Genomic DNA, 16,829 nt, shown 5'->3' on the forward strand with positions numbered 1-16,829 from the left:
AGTATCAGGCGGCAGCGCTTTCCGAATGGAATGACGCTTCCGTTTCAACCACCCGCATTCGTTGGCGGGACTGGACAAGGAGAATTTCAGTGTCCCAATCCGTTTCCCTGACATTTCCCGATGGTTCCGTGCGCAGCTTCCCGGCTGGCGCGACCGGCAAGGATGTCGCCGAATCCATTTCCAAGTCGCTTGCCAAGAGCGCCGTCGCCATTGCCATCGACGGCACCGTGCGCGACCTTTCCGATGCCGTGACCGACGGCAAGATCGAGATCATCACGCGCAAGGACGGCCGTGCGCTGGAACTGATCCGCCATGATGCCGCGCATGTGATGGCGGAAGCCGTGCAGGAATTGTGGCCCGGCACGCAGGTGACGATCGGCCCCGTCATCGAGAACGGCTTCTATTACGATTTCGCCAAGAACGAGCCCTTCACGCCCGACGATCTGCCGAAGATCGAAAAGAAGATGAAGGAGATCATTGCCCGCAACGCGCCCTTCACCAAGGAAATCTGGTCGCGCGAGAAGGCCAAGGAAGTCTTTGCCGCCAAGGGCGAGCAGTACAAGGTCGAGCTCGTCGATGCCATTCCCGAAGGGCAGGACCTGAAGATCTATCATCAGGGCGACTGGTTCGACCTCTGCCGCGGCCCGCATATGGCCTCCACCGGCCAGATCGGCACCGCCTTCAAGCTGATGAAGGTTGCCGGCGCCTATTGGCGCGGCGACAGCAACAACGCCATGCTCTCGCGCATCTACGGCACGGCATGGGCCGACCAGGCCGATCTCGACAACTACCTGCACATGCTGGCGGAAGCCGAGAAGCGCGATCACCGCAAGCTCGGCCGCGAAATGGACCTGTTCCATTTCCAGGAAGAAGGCCCGGGCGTCGTCTTCTGGCACGGCAAGGGCTGGCGCATCTTCCAGTCGCTCGTCGCCTACATGCGCCGCCGTCTTGCCGTCGACTATCAGGAAGTCAACGCGCCGCAGGTGCTCGACACCGCGCTCTGGGAAACCTCGGGTCACTGGGGCTGGTACCAGGAAAACATGTTCGCCGTGAAATCGGCCCATGCCATGACGCATCCGGAAGACAAGGAAGCGGATAACCGCGTCTTCGCGCTGAAGCCGATGAACTGCCCCGGCCACGTGCAGATTTTCAAACATGGCCTGAAATCCTATCGCGAACTGCCGATCCGTCTCGCCGAATTCGGTCTCGTCCATCGCTACGAGCCCTCGGGCGCGCTGCACGGGCTGATGCGCGTGCGCGGCTTCACGCAGGACGACGCGCACATCTTCTGCACCGACGAGCAGATGGCGGCCGAATGCCTGAAGATCAACGACCTGATCCTGTCGGTCTATGAAGACTTCGGCTTCAAGGAAATCGTCGTGAAGCTTTCCACCCGGCCGGAAAAGCGCGTCGGCACCGATGCGCTGTGGGATCGTGCGGAAGCCGTCATGACCGACGTCTTGAAGACGATCGAGGCACAGTCCGAGGGCCGCATCAAGACCGGCATCCTGCCGGGCGAGGGCGCTTTCTACGGGCCGAAATTCGAATATACGCTGAAGGACGCCATCGGCCGCGAATGGCAGTGCGGCACGACGCAGGTGGACTTCAACCTGCCGGAACGCTTCGGCGCCTTCTACATCGACAGCAATTCGGAAAAGACGCAGCCGGTGATGATCCATCGCGCCATCTGCGGCTCGATGGAACGCTTCCTCGGCATCCTGATCGAGAACTTCGCCGGCCATCTGCCGCTGTGGGTCTCGCCGTTGCAGGTCGTCGTCGCGACGATCACCTCGGAAGCCGACGGCTACGGCCAGGAAGTGGCCGACGCGCTGCGCGAGGCCGGACTGCATGTGGAGACCGACTTCCGTAACGAGAAGATCAATTACAAGATCCGCGAACATTCCGTTACGAAAGTTCCCGTCATCATCGTCTGCGGCAAGAAGGAAGCGGAAGAGCGCACGGTCAATATCCGCCGCCTCGGCAGCCAGGAACAGGTGTCGCTGTCGCTCGATTCGGCGATCGAAAGCCTTGCCCTGGAGGCAACGCCGCCCGATATCCGCCGTAAGCTTGAGGCAAAGAAGGCGAAAGCAGCCTGAAATCGGCCTTTGGACAATGACAGCGCCCGGCATTGACGTGCCCGGCGCTGTCAGAAATCTGACATGCAACAGTAATATAGCCGCCACAAAACAGGGGACGGGTTCATCCCGGCAGGCATTCGAGTGCGCTTCAAAGAGCTTTCCTACGCGAACGAACGGGACCCGCGCCTGAAGCGCTGGCTCATCCGCTCCATCGAGGGTCTTTCCGGCCGTGACCGCTATGTGCGGCTCTACGACATCTGGCGCAGCGATATCGTCGGCAAGAGCGACCGGGTCTTCGGCAAGATGCTCGACCTGATCGATGTCGAGGTCGATGTGAAGGGCAACTGGCCGCTCGAGCCCGTGCCGGACGAACCGATCGTCATTGTCGCCAACCATCCTTTCGGAATCGGCGACGGCATTGCCGTGCTGGCGCTTGCCGAACAGCTCGGCCGGCCGTTCCGGGTGCTCATTCACAACGATCTCCTGAAGGTGCCCGAGATGGCCCCCTATTCGCTGCCGATCTCCTTCGAGGAGACGAAGGAAGCGATGGCGATGAACATGAAGAGCCGGCACGAGGCGGTGCGCCTGCTGAAGGAAGGCACGACGATCGTGGTTTTCCCGGCCGGCGGCGTGGCCACTGCCAAGAAGGGATTCGGCCGCGCCGAGGACCTGCCGTGGAAGATGTTTCCGGCCAAGCTTATCCAGGCGGCGCGCGCCAGCGTGCTGCCGATCTATTTCGAGGGCCAGAACGGCCGGCTCTTCCATCTCGCCAGCCGCGTTTCGATGACGCTGCGCCTGTCGCTGCTGATCCGCGAATTCCGCCGCCTTTCAGGCAGCACGATCACCGCGCATGTGGGCAAGGTATTGTCCTGGGAGGAATTGAGCAGCGGCAGCGACCGCAAGGATCTGCTCGCCCGTCTCTTCGACGCCGTCTTCTCGATGGCGCCGAAGAAGAAGGCCTTCCTCAAGCGCGCAAGCTGAGAAAAAATCCCTGACGGTCGAAGCTGGCGTCAGTCCAGGCTGGCGCCATCCCCGCCGTTCTGCAGATCTTCATAGGACGGCAGAGGCGGCTGCGGCGGTATCTCGCCGCCCGGCTGGGGCACGCCCTTGGGCGCTGCCGCGCTCTGTCCCGGCGGCACGGCCGTGGCAGCGGGGGCGATCGGCTGCTGGGCCTGCTGATCCTTCATCAGCACTTCGACATCGGTATTGACGCCGGCAACGACGGTAAAGTCGCGCTGGTAGATCTTGTCCTTGTTGCGGGCAACCGCCGTATATTCGCCTTCCGACAGGACCATGGTCGGGAAGGCGCTGACACTTTCGCCGACGCTGTCGCCGGCGGCCGTCAGGATCGACCAGGCGGTATCGGCAATCGCTTCGCCGCCGGTTTCGGAGACCAGCTTGAAATTGATCTGCGCCGCCCGGTGCTGGATCGTCGCTTCGGTGAGCTTGCCGGCCTCCACCTGAATGTCGGCGCGGATGGTGGCGTTGACGTTGCCGTATTCGGAAACGACGTGATAGGTGCCGGCATTGAGGCGCACGACCGTGTTTGGCGGCACATCGGCCATGACAAGGCCGCGCTCGCCGTCGTCGCGCACTTCGGCGGAATAGATCGAGAAGCTCAGCTCATCCGGCCGGATGCGGACATCGGAGCCGGAGACGGCATTGAGCAGAAGGCCGCCGGCGTCGAGCACCATCACCTGTTTGTCGACCTCGCCTTCATCCGGCACCGTCAGCTTCTTGGTGACGCCGGCGCGACCGAAGGAAACGTTGACGAAATAGTCTCCGGCTGCGAGCTGGAATTCCGCCGTGCCGCCGCGGGAGCTTGCGATCAGCGGCAGCTTGCCGTCGGCTCCGGCGACCGGGCTGAATACATACCAGGAAAGCCCGTCCTCGACGGGCGCACCGTCAGCCGTCAATTTGGCTTCCAGCGAGACGTCACGCAGATGCACGCCTTCCCGCGCCGCCCCCGGCGCGATGAACGCGTTGAGCTTCGGCATTTTCGGGGTCGATTCGAGCTGCTTGAAATCCTTGAAAGCGTCCTGGGCGGCAGCGCCGAACGACGTCAGCATGACAAGGGCAATAGCAAGGCCGATCCGTGCAAAAGGCAAAATGCCAGACATCCTTTTCGTGAACCGATTGACTTCTGAAATCGCAGAGTCCACTTCAAGACCAATGCCATGGCAAATTCAAGACCTCCGGCCTCCCTCTGCATACAAATGAGAGTTTCTCCCGCATGAAATCCGACATCAAACTGATCGATTACCTCGCCGTGCGCCGCTCCATCCCAGCGTTCCAGATGTGCGAACCGGGGCCGGAAAAGGCCGAGATCGAGGAAATCCTGCGTCTCGCATCGCGCGTTCCCGACCATGGCAAGCTCGCCCCCTGGCGCTTCATCGTCTATCGCGGCGAAGAACGCGTGCGGCTCGGCGAGGAGCTGCTGAAACTCGCGCTCGACGCCAAGCCCGACCTCTCCGAGGAGATGATCCAGGTCGAGCGCACCCGCTTTACCCGCGCGCCCGTCGTCGTCGGCATCGTCAGCAAGGCCGGCCCGCATTTCAAGATCCCGGAATGGGAGCAGATCATGTCGGCGGGCGCCTTGTGCCTCAACGTCATCCTGGCCGCCAATGCGCATGGCTATGTCGCCAACTGGCTGACGGAGTGGTTCGCCTTCGACGAGCGCGCCTATCCGCTGCTCGGCGTCCAGCCGGGCGAAAAGGTCGCCGGCTTCATCCATATCGGCTCCACGACCTTCCCGCCCGTCGAGCGTCCGCGCCCCGAACTGACCGAGACCGTCACCTGGGTCGGCGGCGAAGACTGATGTTCTATACGACGGATACGAACCGGCACGGGCTGGCGCACGACCCTTTCAAGGCAATCGTCGCGCCGCGCCCGATCGGCTGGATCGGTAGCAAGGGCAGGGACGGGTCGCTCAATCTCGCGCCCTATTCCTTCTTCAACGCGGTTGCCGACAAGCCGAAGCTGGTGATGTTTTCCTCAAGCGGGCACAAGCACAGCCAGCGGAACGCGCGGGAAACCGGCGTCTTCACCTGCAATTTCGTCAGCCGCCACCTGGCGGAAAGGATGAACCTTTCGTCGGCCGCGCTGCCGTATGGCGCAAGCGAATTCGACTATGCCGGGCTGACGCCGAAGCAGGCGGAGCTCATCGATGCGCCCTGTGTCGCGGAGGCTTTCGCCGTGCTGGAATGCAGGGTGACGGAGATCATCGAGCCGAAGACGCTTTCGGGCGAAGCCACGGAGAATGTCTTCGTCTTCGGCCAGGTCGTCGGCATCCATATCGATGAGGCCGTCGTCAGGGATGGCCGGTTCGATGCGGCCCTGGCGCGGCCGGTCGCGCGCATGGGCTATATGGATTATTGCGAGGGCAGCGATGTCTTCGAAATGTTCCGGCCGAAAGCCTGACGACTGCCGCGCAAGTCCTAACAAACATGGTGAACCAATCTTAAACTTTTTCCGGCTATCGTCCCTGTATTGAATGAGGCGCGAAGGAATCGCGTTCAGTGCTGGGGCGTGGTCGTGATCATTGAGGCATTTCTTCGTTGGGCCGAGACGGCCAAGGCCGCTGACCGGGCTGCCGCCGCGAGTGCTCTGGGACGTGTCTATCTCCGGTCGGAAATGTCGGAGGAGCGGCGCGAGGCGGCCGAGAAGGCGATGACCTATCTGCTCGACGATCCGTCGCCGCGTGTGCGCCTTGCGCTTGCCGAAGCGATCGCCTGGGCGCCGCATGCGCCGCGCAGCATCATTCTTTCGCTTGCCGAGGACCAGCCGGAGATCGCCTGCCACGCGGTCACCTGCTCGCCGGTCCTGACCGATGCCGATCTCGTCGATCTTGCCGCGCGCGGCACTGCCACGACGCGAATGCTGATTGCGGCGCGCGCCCATGTGACGCGCCCGGTTTCGGCAGCCCTTGCAGAAGTCGGCGACGAGGATGAAGTCCTCTGCCTGCTGGAAAACGACGGTGCCGCGATCTCCGCGCAATCGCTGAAACGGATTGCCGAGCGGCTGGGCGATATCAGCGATATCAGGAACCTGCTGCTCGACCGCACCGACCTGCCGGCCGATGCCCGCCAGCTCCTGACGCAGCATGTCAGCAATGCGCTGGTCGGCCTGCCGCTGGCGCAGGCGGCGATCGGCCTGCAGCGGCTGCAGCGCATCAGCCGCGAAGCGACGGAAGCGGCGATCGTTTCCATCGCCGGCGATATCGCACCGGTCGAAGTGCCCGATCTCGTCGAGCATCTTCGCCTGAACGAACGGCTGACGCCGTCCTTCCTCATGCATGCGCTCTGCTGCGGCAAGGTGGAATTCTTCGCCTCCGCCATCGTCAACCTGTCAGGATGCAGCGACCGCCGCGTGCGGGCAATCCTGGCCACCGGGCGTATGCATGCCGTGCGTGCGCTCTATGAATCCGCCGGCCTGCCGCGCGATATCAGCATCATCTTTGTGGAGGCGACGCTTCTGTGGCGTGAAGCTTCGCGCAAGTCGTCGGCCTCGCTGCTCGGCAGCATCTGCGGGCGCCTGCTGCAGACGTTCCACAACAGGGCAGGCCAGCACGACGCGGTCGGCGAACTTCTCGACATGGTGGAGAAGCTGCATGTGGCCGAGCAGCGCCGCTCGGCGCGCGTCTATGCCTCGCTTGCGGCTGCCTAATCGGCAATACGAGCAGCAGCCCAGGAATAGCTTGCGGAGACGAAGTGCAACGGTTTCGCCAGTGTGCTTCTCACGTCCTGGCCGGAAGGCAGGCTGGCGCGAACGCGCCCGGCGATCGTATCCACGACGCCGCCAAGACCATCCCGCTGCTCGGATATTTCAGGTGCTGCCGGAGCGGCCGGCGCCGGCTTGGCCGGTTCGGCGGCGGCAAGCGATTTTGGCGCCTCGCAGACGGCAATGACGGTCGGATAGCTGGCATTGGCATAGGTCTTCAGCCTTTGCTCGGCCTCGGCATCGCAGGCGACCACGGTTTCCCAGCGTTTGTCGACCGTGGCGACGTAGCTGCACTGGCTGACGGAATCGTCGCAACCAAGGATCGTCATGGCGATGAGGACGGCTTGCATATTTTGCCTCCGTGGCTATTGAACGTGTCATCACCTTCGAAAACACAATTCCAACGGAATGAAGGCAGCGAGATTAACTCCCTGTCATGTACGGGGAAATTGCGCGTGTCGTGGAAACAGGAGAGCAAATGTCCGTCACCATCGCCCTCGAGCCGCCGCGCCAGGATGGCGTGATCCGCCTTCTCGACCTTTCGGACGCCTATGCGCAGTCGCTCTATCCGCCGGAGAGCAATCACCTCGTCGATATTTCGACGCTGGAAAAGCCGGCCGTCAGCTTTCTCGTGGCGCGCAACGGCGGCGAGATCGTCGGCTGCTGCGCGCTGGTGGAGGCAGGCGACGGGACGGCCGAGATCAAGCGCATGTTCGTCGATCCGCAGGCGCGGGGCCTGAAGGTCGCAAGCAGGCTGATGGACCGGCTGGAGGAAATCGGCAGGGAGAAGGGCCTTGAGGCAATCCGCCTGGAGACCGGCATCTACCAGCCCGAGGCAATCGGTCTCTACAGGAAATACGGATATGTCGAGATCGAGCCTTTCGGCTCCTACCAGCCGGATCCGCTGAGCCTCTTCATGGAAAAGCGGCTGGCCTGATCAGCCCTCGGCCGCGCGCTGCACAGGCGGCGCCTGCTCGTCGAGAATGACCTGCGGTCCCGGTCCCGCGTCGGCGGTGCGGACTTCGTGTATCCATTCGCGCCAGATCGCCACCAGCAGCGCCATCAGCACCGGGCCGATGAAAAGGCCGAGGAAGCCCATCGTCTTCACGCCGCCGACGAGGCCGAAGAAGGTCGGCAGGAAAGGCAGCTTGATCGGTCCGCCGACGAGCTTCGGGCGCAGCGTCTTGTCGACGATGAAAAGCTCGACCGTCCCCCAGACGAAGAGGCCGATACCGGCGACATGTGAGCCGCTGGCCAGCAGATAGACGGATACGAGCGTGAAGGAGAGCGGCGCGCCGCCGGGGATCAGCGCCATGACGCCGGTCAGCACGCCGAGGGTGACAGGCGAGGGCACCCCGGCGATCCAGTAGGCGGCGCCGAGTACGATGCCTTCGCCGATCGCAATCAGCGTCATGCCCATGACGGTGGAACTGATCGTGGCCGGCACGACGCGGGAAATGCGCTCCCAGCGGTTCGGCAGGATGCGCTCCCCGAGCATGTCGATCTGCTTGGAGAAGGAGAAGCCGTCGCGATAGACGAAGAAAAGCGCGATCAGCATGAAGAGCAGCGTCAGCAGCAGGTGGAAGGCGCCGCCGCCGGCGGCCAGGACCGCACGATAGATATTGCCGATATTGGCACCGCTGACAGCCTGGATGAGTTCACCCATGGCGCCCGGCGTGCCGATATATTTCGTCCAGGCCTCGTCGAGATAGGTGCCGACCACGGGCAGGGCGATGATCCATTGCGGTGTTTCCGCGCCGAAGCGGTTGGCGTGAATCGCCCAGGCGACCCAGGTGCGCACTTCGCCCGACGTATAGGCAACCGCAAGACCGATCGGAATGATGAGGAAGGTGAGGATGAGGACGATCGCGATGGTCGCGGCAACGGTCGTATTGCCGCCCACACGCGCGAGCAGCTTGCGATAAAGCGGCCAGCTTGCAAAGCCGATGACGAGTGCTGCAAGCACCGGCACGACGAAACCGTAGAAGAAATAAACGCCGGCTGCGGCAACGAGCACGAGCAGCCAGCGGGCAGCCGAGATCGAAGGTATCAGCGGCGTCCGCGTCGTCGCCGACGGCCCCAGCCATCGCGGTTCGGTATTGGTTTTCTGACGATCAAACACACCCACGCGCGCCTCTTCTTCTTGTTGTCCTAGTTTATGGGCTATGAACCGGGCGGTTTCAAGGTCCGCCCGGCTAAAGCGTATACAAAGCGTGGTTGTTCAGGCGCTCTTTCGCCGCGATATTATTGCGGACGGCGATTGATCTTGAAGGCGTAGAACTGCGTCTTCTGGCCGGTCGAGAAATTATTGTCCGAGCCGAGGATCAGAACGTCCGTGCCGTCCTTCGCCTTGCCGAACGCCATGGCCTCGATATTGTCGGGCGTCAGGCCGATGGCACGCAGATCCAGCACCTGGCTCTTGCGGGCGGGAACGACGCGCTGCTCGTTCCTGGCAAGCGATGCGATGCCGGAAACGTCGGTCGCGCCGTCGAGATCCATCATGAAGAGCTTGACGTTGTTGCCGAAGCCCTGCGCATAGCTGCGTTCGACGGCGAGCAGGCGGTGATCGTCAAGGGCGATCATTTCCGACATGCCGTTGTCGTTGCCGCCGTCGGGTTTGGTCGCCGCCTGCGGGATCGGCGAAACCGGGTAGACATATTGAGCCTTCGGCTCGCCGGTTGCGCCGTCGTAGCGGATGATGCGCGAGAGGCTGCCGGTCGTCAGGTTCGGGTTCGGGCCGTCCTGATAGAGGGCGGCCTCGACGCCGACGAAAACGTCACCGGACGGAGACACGGCCAGATCCTCGAAAGCGAGGTTGTCACGAATGCCGCCGGACTTGTCGGCGGTCGGCGCAAAACCGTCCGGCAGCTTGAACTCGCGCACGAAAGCACCGTCGGGAGAGGTGACGCGAACGAAGGGGGCGATCAGCGCCTTGGCGTCGCCTTCGCTGCCCCAGTAGATGCCGTCCTTGTCGAAGCGGATGGATTCGGGATCGACGGTGCGGATGGCGAAGGGCTGGCCGTTCCTGTCCTGAAACGTGGTGTGCTTGACGATGGCGACGCCCTTGAGGCCGGCGGCGCTCACGTCGATATCGAGATCGTAGAAGCGGGCCGGCGCCTTTTCGGAACGGTCGTCGCTGATGGCGATATAATGGCCGGTGGCGGCATCGAAATCGAGGCCGGAAATGCCGCCGAACTCGACGCCGTTTTCCATATGGCCGGTCGGGATGACAAATTCACCGAGATAGGAGAGGGAGATGGCTGCCGCGCAATCGCCGAAGGGGCAGGCCGTCTCGACGGTCGCGCCAATATCGGTGGCGTAAACGGAGGCGGTGCTGGACAGGAGAACGAAAGCGGCAGTCGCGAGAAAACGCTTGGTCATGGCAAAATCCGGCAAAGGGTTGAAACAAAAGGGCCGGCGCTGCAGTGACCTCTTGCGAGGGCAGAGCGCCGGCCGTTCTATTGCGCCGGTATTTTGACGGACTCGTTACGGTTCTTCGTCAGTTCGATGAATTCGCTACGGCTTAAATATCAAGATCCTCGGCGAAGGCGGCGCGCTCCTGGATGAAGCGGAAGCGGGCCTCGGCCTTGGTTCCCATCAGATCGTCGACGGCGTTGCGCGTGCCCTCGAAATCCACGTCGTCGATCAGCACCCTGAGAAGCGTGCGCTTGGACGGGTCCATGGTGGTTTCCTTGAGCTGCGCGGGCAGCATTTCGCCGAGACCCTTGAAGCGGCTGATCTCGATCTTGGCCTTGCCCTTGAACTCCGTCTCCATCAGCTCGGCGCGATGCTCGTCGTCGCGGGCATAGGCGGACTTCGCCCCCTGCGTGATCTTGTAGAGCGGCGGCACGGCAAGGAAGAGGTGGCCGCCCCGGATCAACTCCGGCATCTCCTGATAGAAGAAGGTGATGAGCAGCGACGCGATATGCGCGCCGTCGACGTCGGCATCGGTCATGACGATGATGCGTTCGTAGCGAAGATCCTCTTCGCGGTATTTGGAGCGCGTGCCGCAGCCGAGCGCCTGGATGAGATCGGATATCTGCTGGTTGGCGGACAGTTTCTCGCGGCCGGCGCTGGCGACGTTGAGGATCTTGCCGCGCAGCGGCAGGATCGCCTGATTGGCGCGGTTGCGCGCCTGCTTGGCGGAGCCGCCTGCCGAGTCACCCTCGACCAGGAAGAGTTCCGCGCCTTCGGCGGTGTTCTGCGAGCAGTCGGCGAGCTTGCCGGGCAGGCGCAGCTTGCGCACCGCGGTCTTGCGGTTGACTTCCTTTTCCTTGCGGCGACGCAGGCGCTCCTCGGCGCGCTCGATCACCCAGTCGAGCAGCTTTTCGGCTTCGGCCGGATTGTCGGCGAGATAATGGTCGAAGGGGTCGCGCAGCGCGTTTTCGACAAGGCGCTGGGCTTCGACGGTTGCCAGGCGATCCTTGGTCTGGCCGACGAATTCCGGCTCACGGATGAAGACGGAGAGCATGCCGACGGCGGAGATCATCACGTCGTCGGTGGTGATCTGGGCGGCGCGCTTGTTCTGCGTCAGTTCGGCATAGCTCTTCAGGCCCTTGGTCAGCGCGATGCGCAGACCGGCCTCATGCGTGCCGCCTTCGGGCGTCGGGATGGTGTTGCAATAGGAATGGACCTGCGGATCGCCGCCATACCAGGTGATCGCCCATTCCAGCGCACCGTGGCCGGCGGCCTTTTCGCTCTTGCCGGCGAAGATTTCGCGGGTGACGGTGAATTCCTTGCCCATCGTCGCCTGCAGGTAATCCTTCAGGCCGCCGGGGAAATGGAAGACAGCCTTGTCGGGCACCTCGGACCCTTCGGGCAGGACGCCGGGATCGCAGCTCCAGCGGATTTCCACGCCGCCGAAGAGATAGGCCTTGGAGCGGGCCATGCGGAAAACGCGCGCCGCGTCGAACTTCGCATGATCGCCGAAGATCTGCGGGTCGGGATGGAAGCGAACCTTGGTGCCGCGGCGGTTGTGCACGTCACCCAGTTCCTCAAGCCCGCCCTGCGGCAGGCCGCGCGAGAAGCGCTGGCGATAAAGCTTGCGGTTTCGCGCCACCTCGACTTCGAGATGATCGGACAGCGCGTTGACGACGGAGACGCCGACACCGTGCAGACCGCCCGATGTCTCGTAGGCCTTGCCGTCGAACTTGCCGCCGGCGTGCAGCTTGGTCATGATGACTTCGAGCGTCGACTTGCCGGGAACCTGCGGATGGTTTTCGACCGGGATGCCGCGTCCGTTATCGGTGACGGTGAGGTAGCCCTCGATATCGAGATGCACGTCGATGAAATCGGCATGGCCGGCCACCGCCTCGTCCATCGAGTTGTCGATGACTTCGGCGAAAAGGTGGTGCAGCGCCTTTTCGTCCGTGCCGCCGATATACATGCCCGGACGCATGCGTACCGGTTCCAGCCCTTCCAGAACACGGATCGAGGACGCGCCGTAATCGTCGCCGTTCGACGCCGCCGGGGCAGGGCGGGCGGCTGCCGGAGCGGGCGCGGGCTTGGCAGCCGGCGCAGCGGGCTTTGCAGCCTCCTCCTGCTTTTGCGTCAGAGGCATTCCGGAAAAGAGGTCGTTGCTGTCTTCCATGGAACCGTTCAGATCTTATTCTCGTAAAGGGCCGCCGCTGGCCCGCGCTAGTCACAGTCCGTATCGCGTTTGCGAATCAGGGGAATTCTGACAGAAAGCGCCCCGATACGCGACGCGCCCCGGATTTGCGGAGCTTTTCAAGATGTGATTTGCGTTGCCGGGCGCCGAATGGCAAGTCGCGGCAGCTCTCTGGGAACCGTCTCAATGCCGATGTCCACAAGTCATTGCACCATAATCACTGCAATTGCGGCCTTTTTCCTGTCCGCAGCCGCGACGACCGCCGCGGCCGATGCCTTGCCGCCCTACAAGGACGAGCTGTTTTCGAAACAGACCGTGCTGCAGACGGGCGATGGCGGCGCTTTCGAAGCGATCGATTACGACGAGATGCGCGACATCAACGGACGCGACCAGATCCCGGAAAAACGCGCCCAGCAGAAATATGTCTCGCTTGGCGTCAGGAAGATGCAGGCCGACGAAACGCTGTCGCTCGACGGCATCAAGCTGGATGTCACCAGGGTGGGACCGGCCGAGAATGCTGCCTTCACGGTGATCTTCATCCACGGCCGCGACGGCGACCGGCGGCTCGGCGCCAACGACTATTCCTTCGGCGGCAATTTCAACCGGCTGAAGAACCTCACGGCCGGCAATGGCGGGGTCTATTATTCGCCGACGGTCAGGACCTTCGATGCCAGCGGGGTCGCTGCGATCGCCGGGCTGATCCGCTATGCGAGCGCACAGTCTCCCGGCCGTCCGGTCATCCTGAGCTGCGCCTCGATGGGCAGCCAGATCTGCTGGGGTCTTTCGCGTGATGCCGATAGCGTCAAGCGGCTGAAGGGCATGCTGATCATGAGCGGCGTTTCAGACCCCGACTTCGTGAAGAGCCCGTTCTACAAGGCGAAGCTGCCGCTCTGGTTTGCCCATGGCAGCCGCGACCCCGTTTATGCGGCCGCCGACCAGCAGGCGCTGTTCGAGAAACTCAACAAGGCGAAATACCCGACACATTTCACGCTCTTCCAGAACGGCAATCACGGCACGCCGATCCGCATGATCGACTGGCGAAAGGTGCTGAACTGGATTCTGGCGGCCTGAACGGACGGATTTCACGCCGCGCGGCGCTTTCAAACGATCATATTCCCCCGACGACGCGCGCGGCGCTTTCCTTTGTTGCAGGCTTTTGCTAAGGCCGCCCGAACAGGCGGATTTTGGGAGGAGCAGCATGACACCTGACGTACGCCCGCTCGTGGCGGGGAACTGGAAGATGAACGGCACGCGCGATTCATTGGACCAGATCAAGGCGATTGCCCAGGGCGTCATGGTCCCGCTGTCGGAAAAGGTCGAAGCCCTGATCTGCCCGCCGGCCACGCTGCTTTACGTGGCAACGGCGCTTGCGACCGACAGCCCGCTTGCGATCGGCGCGCAGGATTGCCACCAGGCGCAGAGCGGCGCCCATACCGGCGACATTTCGGCCGAGATGATTGCCGACTGCTACGGCACTTATGTGATCGTCGGCCATTCGGAACGGCGCATCGACCATGCCGAAACCGACCATATGGTGCGGGCCAAGGCGCAGGCCGCCCATCAGGCCGATCTCACCGCCATCGTCTGCATCGGCGAGACCGGCGACGAGCGCGACGCCTACCAGACGCTCGATATCCTGAAACGCCAGCTTTCCGGTTCGCTGCCGGATGAGGCGACGGCCGAAAATACCGTCATTGCCTACGAGCCGGTCTGGGCGATCGGCACCGGGCTGACGCCGACGGCAAAGGATGTGGAAATCGTCCATGCCTTCATCCGCGACGAACTCGTGCTGCGTTTCGGCGACGAGGGCAAGGGGATGCGCATTCTCTATGGCGGTTCGGTCAAGCCCGCAAATGCGCGTGAACTGCTTGCCGTCGACAATGTGGACGGCGCGCTCATCGGCGGGGCGAGCTTGAAAGCCAGCGACTTCCTCGCCATCTACGGCACATACGAAACGCTGCTTGCCTGAAGCGATTGCATATTCCTGGCCGAAGGGCTTGGAATAGCAGATGACCTCATGTAAAGAGCCGCCAGATTTTTACTTTATGTCCGTCCTCAGACGGGCAGGACTGGACCCATGCAGACAGTATTGATTGTCATCCATCTCATGATCGTGCTCGCGCTCGTCGGCGTCGTGCTCATCCAGCGCTCCGAAGGCGGCGGCCTCGGCATCGGCGGCGGATCGGGCTTCATGTCGGCCCGCGGCACGGCCAATGCGCTGACGCGCACGACGGCGATCCTGGCGACGCTGTTCTTCCTCACCTCGCTCGGCCTCGGCATCCTGACCCGTTACGAAAGCCGCCCGACCGATATTCTCGACCGCATTCCGGCAACGAGCGGGCAGGGCAACGGCATTCTCGATTCGCTTGGCGGCGGCAGCACGCCCGCTCCGGCCCAGCCGACCGACAATAGCGGCATTCCGAACAGCGGCGCCGCCGCGCCGGCGACGCCAGCGCCTGCAGCGCAGGCACCGGCCGCTCAGGCTCCCGCAACTCAGGCACCGGCTGCAAACGCTCCTGCGGCGACTGCTCCGGCCGCTCCGACGACAGCGGCTCCGGCCCAGCCGGAAGCTCCGGCCGCGACCGCGCCGGCGCAGCCTTCCGGCGTCCCCACGGGACAATAAGCCGGTCCAGAAAATGAACCGCCGGCAGGCCCTCGGGTCTGCCGGTTTTCTTTTGTCCGGATTTCATCTCGGCGCCAAAAATTCTGGAAAAGAATTTTTGGGCTGGTGGAATCGTTTTTGAAAAGGTATCCGGTGACTCCCATGGCGCGATACGTATTCATCACTGGCGGCGTGGTTTCTTCCCTCGGAAAAGGAATTGCGGCCGCAGCTCTCGGAGCGTTGTTGCAGGCCCGTGGTTATCGGGTGCGGCTTCGCAAGCTCGACCCCTATCTGAACGTGGATCCGGGCACTATGAGCCCGACCCAGCACGGCGAAGTCTTCGTCACCGACGACGGCGCGGAAACCGACCTCGATCTCGGCCACTACGAGCGCTTCACCGGCCGCTCGGCGACCAAGACCGACAACATCACCACCGGCCGCATCTACAAGAACATCATCGACAAGGAACGCCGCGGCGACTATCTCGGCGCGACCGTGCAGGTCATTCCGCACGTCACCAACGAGATCAAGGACTTCGTCACCGAAGGCAATGACGACTACGATTTCGTCATCTGCGAGATCGGCGGCACGGTCGGCGATATCGAGGCGATGCCCTTCATGGAAGCGATCCGCCAGCTCGGCAACGACCTGCCGCGCGGCACCGCGATCTACGTCCACCTGACGCTGATGCCGTATATTCCGGCAGCGGGCGAATTGAAGACCAAGCCGACGCAGCATTCCGTCAAGGAGCTGCAGGCGCTCGGCATTCACCCCGACATTCTGCTGGTGCGCGCCGACCGGGAAATCCCGGAGGCCGAACGCCGCAAGCTGTCGCTGTTCTGCAACGTGCGCCCGTCCGCCGTCATCCAGGCGCTCGACGTTGCCAATATCTACGACGTGCCGATGGCCTATCACAAGGAAGGCCTCGACGACGAAGTGCTGGCCGCCTTCGGCATCGAGCCGGCGCCCAAGCCGCGCCTCGACCAGTGGGAAGAGGTCTGCAACCGTATCCGCACGCCGGAAGGCGAGGTGACGATCGCGATCGTCGGCAAATATACCGGCCTCAAGGATGCCTATAAGTCGCTGATCGAAGCGCTGCATCACGGCGGCATCGCCAACCGCGTCAAGGTCAAGCTCGAATGGATCGAGTCGGAAGTCTTCGAAAAGGAAGATCCGGCGCCTTACCTCGAAAAGGTCCACGGCATTCTGGTCCCCGGCGGCTTCGGCGAGCGCGGCTCGGAAGGCAAGATCCATGCGGCGCGTTTTGCCCGCGAGCGCAAGGTGCCGTATTTCGGCATCTGTTTCGGCATGCAGATGGCCGTCATCGAGGCGGCGCGCAATCTCGCCGACGTTCCCAACGCTTCTTCCACCGAATTCGGCCCGACGCCGGAGCCGGTCGTCGGCCTGATGACCGAATGGGTCAAGGGCAACGAGCTGCAGAAGCGCACGGCATCGGGCGATCTTGGCGGCACGATGCGCCTTGGCGCCTACAAGGCGGCGCTGAAGAAGGGCACGAAGATTTCGGAGATCTACGGCTCGACCGATATTTCCGAGCGTCACCGCCACCGCTACGAAGTCAATATCGACTACAAGGACCGGCTGGAGGATTGCGGCCTGGTCTTCTCCGGCATGTCGCCTGACGGCGTGCTGCCGGAGACGGTCGAATATCCTGACCATCCGTGGTTCATCGGCGTTCAGTACCATCCGGAACTGAAATCCCGCCCGCTCGACCCGCATCCGCTCTTTGCAAGCTTCATCGAAGCGGCGACGGAACAGAGCCGGCTGGTCTGAAATATCGGCCGCTTCCTCCGGGGTGAGGGAG

15 protein-coding genes are annotated in these 16,829 nt (G+C 62.9%); 10 read left to right on the forward strand and 5 right to left on the reverse strand.

What is annotated here, in order from left to right; genetic code table 11:
* Positions 1-89: 89 nt before the first annotated feature.
* Together thrS and ACFPWW_RS01060 are read left to right on the forward strand one after the other, a co-directional pair.
* A complete protein-coding gene (gene thrS / locus ACFPWW_RS01055) occupies positions 90-2,096 on the forward strand; it encodes a threonine--tRNA ligase (protein ID WP_112757750.1) in 2,007 nt (668 codons plus the stop codon).
* A gap of 123 nt (positions 2,097-2,219) precedes the next feature.
* Positions 2,220-3,059: a lysophospholipid acyltransferase family protein gene (locus tag ACFPWW_RS01060; protein ID WP_112567785.1), complete on the forward strand. Its 840-nt coding sequence runs from the start codon at positions 2,220-2,222 to the stop codon at positions 3,057-3,059.
* 29 nt (positions 3,060-3,088) lie between these two features.
* Here ACFPWW_RS01060 and ACFPWW_RS01065 read toward each other — a convergent pair whose 3' ends face one another.
* Entirely contained in the window at positions 3,089-4,198 is a 1,110-nt protein-coding gene (locus ACFPWW_RS01065; protein ID WP_112567787.1) for a hypothetical protein, read from the reverse strand.
* 113 nt (positions 4,199-4,311) lie between these two features.
* Between ACFPWW_RS01065 and ACFPWW_RS01070 the strand changes: the two genes are divergently transcribed.
* The 3 genes from ACFPWW_RS01070 (at position 4,312) to ACFPWW_RS01080 (ending at position 6,743) form a co-directional block, all read left to right on the forward strand.
* Positions 4,312-4,896 carry a nitroreductase family protein gene (locus tag ACFPWW_RS01070; protein ID WP_112567789.1) on the forward strand — a complete coding sequence of 195 codons (585 nt, stop codon included), beginning with the start codon at positions 4,312-4,314 and terminating at the stop codon, positions 4,894-4,896.
* Positions 4,896-5,498 carry a flavin reductase family protein gene (locus tag ACFPWW_RS01075; protein WP_112567791.1) on the forward strand — a complete coding sequence of 201 codons (603 nt, stop codon included), beginning with the start codon at positions 4,896-4,898 and terminating at the stop codon, positions 5,496-5,498. The genes ACFPWW_RS01070 and ACFPWW_RS01075 overlap by 1 nt, the downstream gene beginning before the upstream one ends.
* Before the next feature lie 114 nt (positions 5,499-5,612).
* Positions 5,613-6,743, forward strand: coding sequence for a DUF2336 domain-containing protein (locus ACFPWW_RS01080; RefSeq protein ID WP_113412361.1), 1,131 nt, complete (start codon positions 5,613-5,615; stop codon positions 6,741-6,743).
* On the opposite strand, the gene ACFPWW_RS01085 is transcribed toward ACFPWW_RS01080, so the two are convergent.
* Positions 6,740-7,147, reverse strand: coding sequence for a hypothetical protein (locus ACFPWW_RS01085; RefSeq protein ID WP_112567793.1), 408 nt, complete (start codon positions 7,145-7,147; stop codon positions 6,740-6,742). The two genes, ACFPWW_RS01080 and ACFPWW_RS01085, sit on opposite strands and share 4 nt — an antisense overlap.
* Positions 7,148-7,275: 128 nt before the next feature.
* On the opposite strand from ACFPWW_RS01085, the gene ACFPWW_RS01090 reads away from it, so the two are divergent.
* Positions 7,276-7,734, forward strand: a complete 459-nt coding sequence (locus ACFPWW_RS01090; protein ID WP_112757760.1) for a GNAT family N-acetyltransferase — start codon at positions 7,276-7,278, stop codon at positions 7,732-7,734.
* On the opposite strand, the gene ACFPWW_RS01095 is transcribed toward ACFPWW_RS01090, so the two are convergent.
* The 3 genes from ACFPWW_RS01095 to parE form a co-directional block, all read right to left on the reverse strand.
* On the reverse strand, positions 7,735-8,925 hold the full coding sequence (locus ACFPWW_RS01095) for an AI-2E family transporter (RefSeq protein ID WP_112567797.1): 1,191 nt from the start codon (positions 8,923-8,925) through the stop codon (positions 7,735-7,737).
* A gap of 116 nt (positions 8,926-9,041) precedes the next feature.
* A complete protein-coding gene (locus ACFPWW_RS01100; RefSeq protein ID WP_377309955.1) occupies positions 9,042-10,178 on the reverse strand; it encodes an esterase-like activity of phytase family protein in 1,137 nt (378 codons plus the stop codon).
* Between the two features lie 142 nt (positions 10,179-10,320).
* Entirely contained in the window at positions 10,321-12,387 is a 2,067-nt protein-coding gene (parE, locus tag ACFPWW_RS01105) for a DNA topoisomerase IV subunit B (protein WP_377309956.1), read from the reverse strand.
* Between the two features lie 204 nt (positions 12,388-12,591).
* Here parE and ACFPWW_RS01110 point away from each other — a divergent pair, with 204 nt between their 5' ends.
* From ACFPWW_RS01110 to ACFPWW_RS01125, 4 genes are all read left to right on the forward strand, one after another.
* Positions 12,592-13,476, forward strand: a complete 885-nt coding sequence (locus ACFPWW_RS01110) for an alpha/beta hydrolase (protein ID WP_112757766.1) — start codon at positions 12,592-12,594, stop codon at positions 13,474-13,476.
* Positions 13,477-13,603: 127 nt separating this feature from the next.
* On the forward strand, positions 13,604-14,374 hold the full coding sequence (gene tpiA / locus ACFPWW_RS01115; protein ID WP_112757768.1) for a triose-phosphate isomerase: 771 nt from the start codon (positions 13,604-13,606) through the stop codon (positions 14,372-14,374).
* Between the two features lie 108 nt (positions 14,375-14,482).
* Positions 14,483-15,028: a preprotein translocase subunit SecG gene (secG, locus tag ACFPWW_RS01120; protein WP_112757769.1), complete on the forward strand. Its 546-nt coding sequence runs from the start codon at positions 14,483-14,485 to the stop codon at positions 15,026-15,028.
* Positions 15,029-15,169: 141 nt separating this feature from the next.
* Complete coding sequence (locus tag ACFPWW_RS01125) at positions 15,170-16,798, forward strand: CTP synthase (RefSeq protein WP_112705560.1); 1,629 nt, start codon at positions 15,170-15,172, stop codon at positions 16,796-16,798.
* The last annotated feature ends 31 nt before the right edge of the window (positions 16,799-16,829 follow it).

Origin of the sequence: Rhizobium sp. GCM10022189 (genome assembly GCF_042656325.1) — a bacterium.
Classification (GTDB): Bacteria; Pseudomonadota; Alphaproteobacteria; order Rhizobiales; family Rhizobiaceae; genus Rhizobium.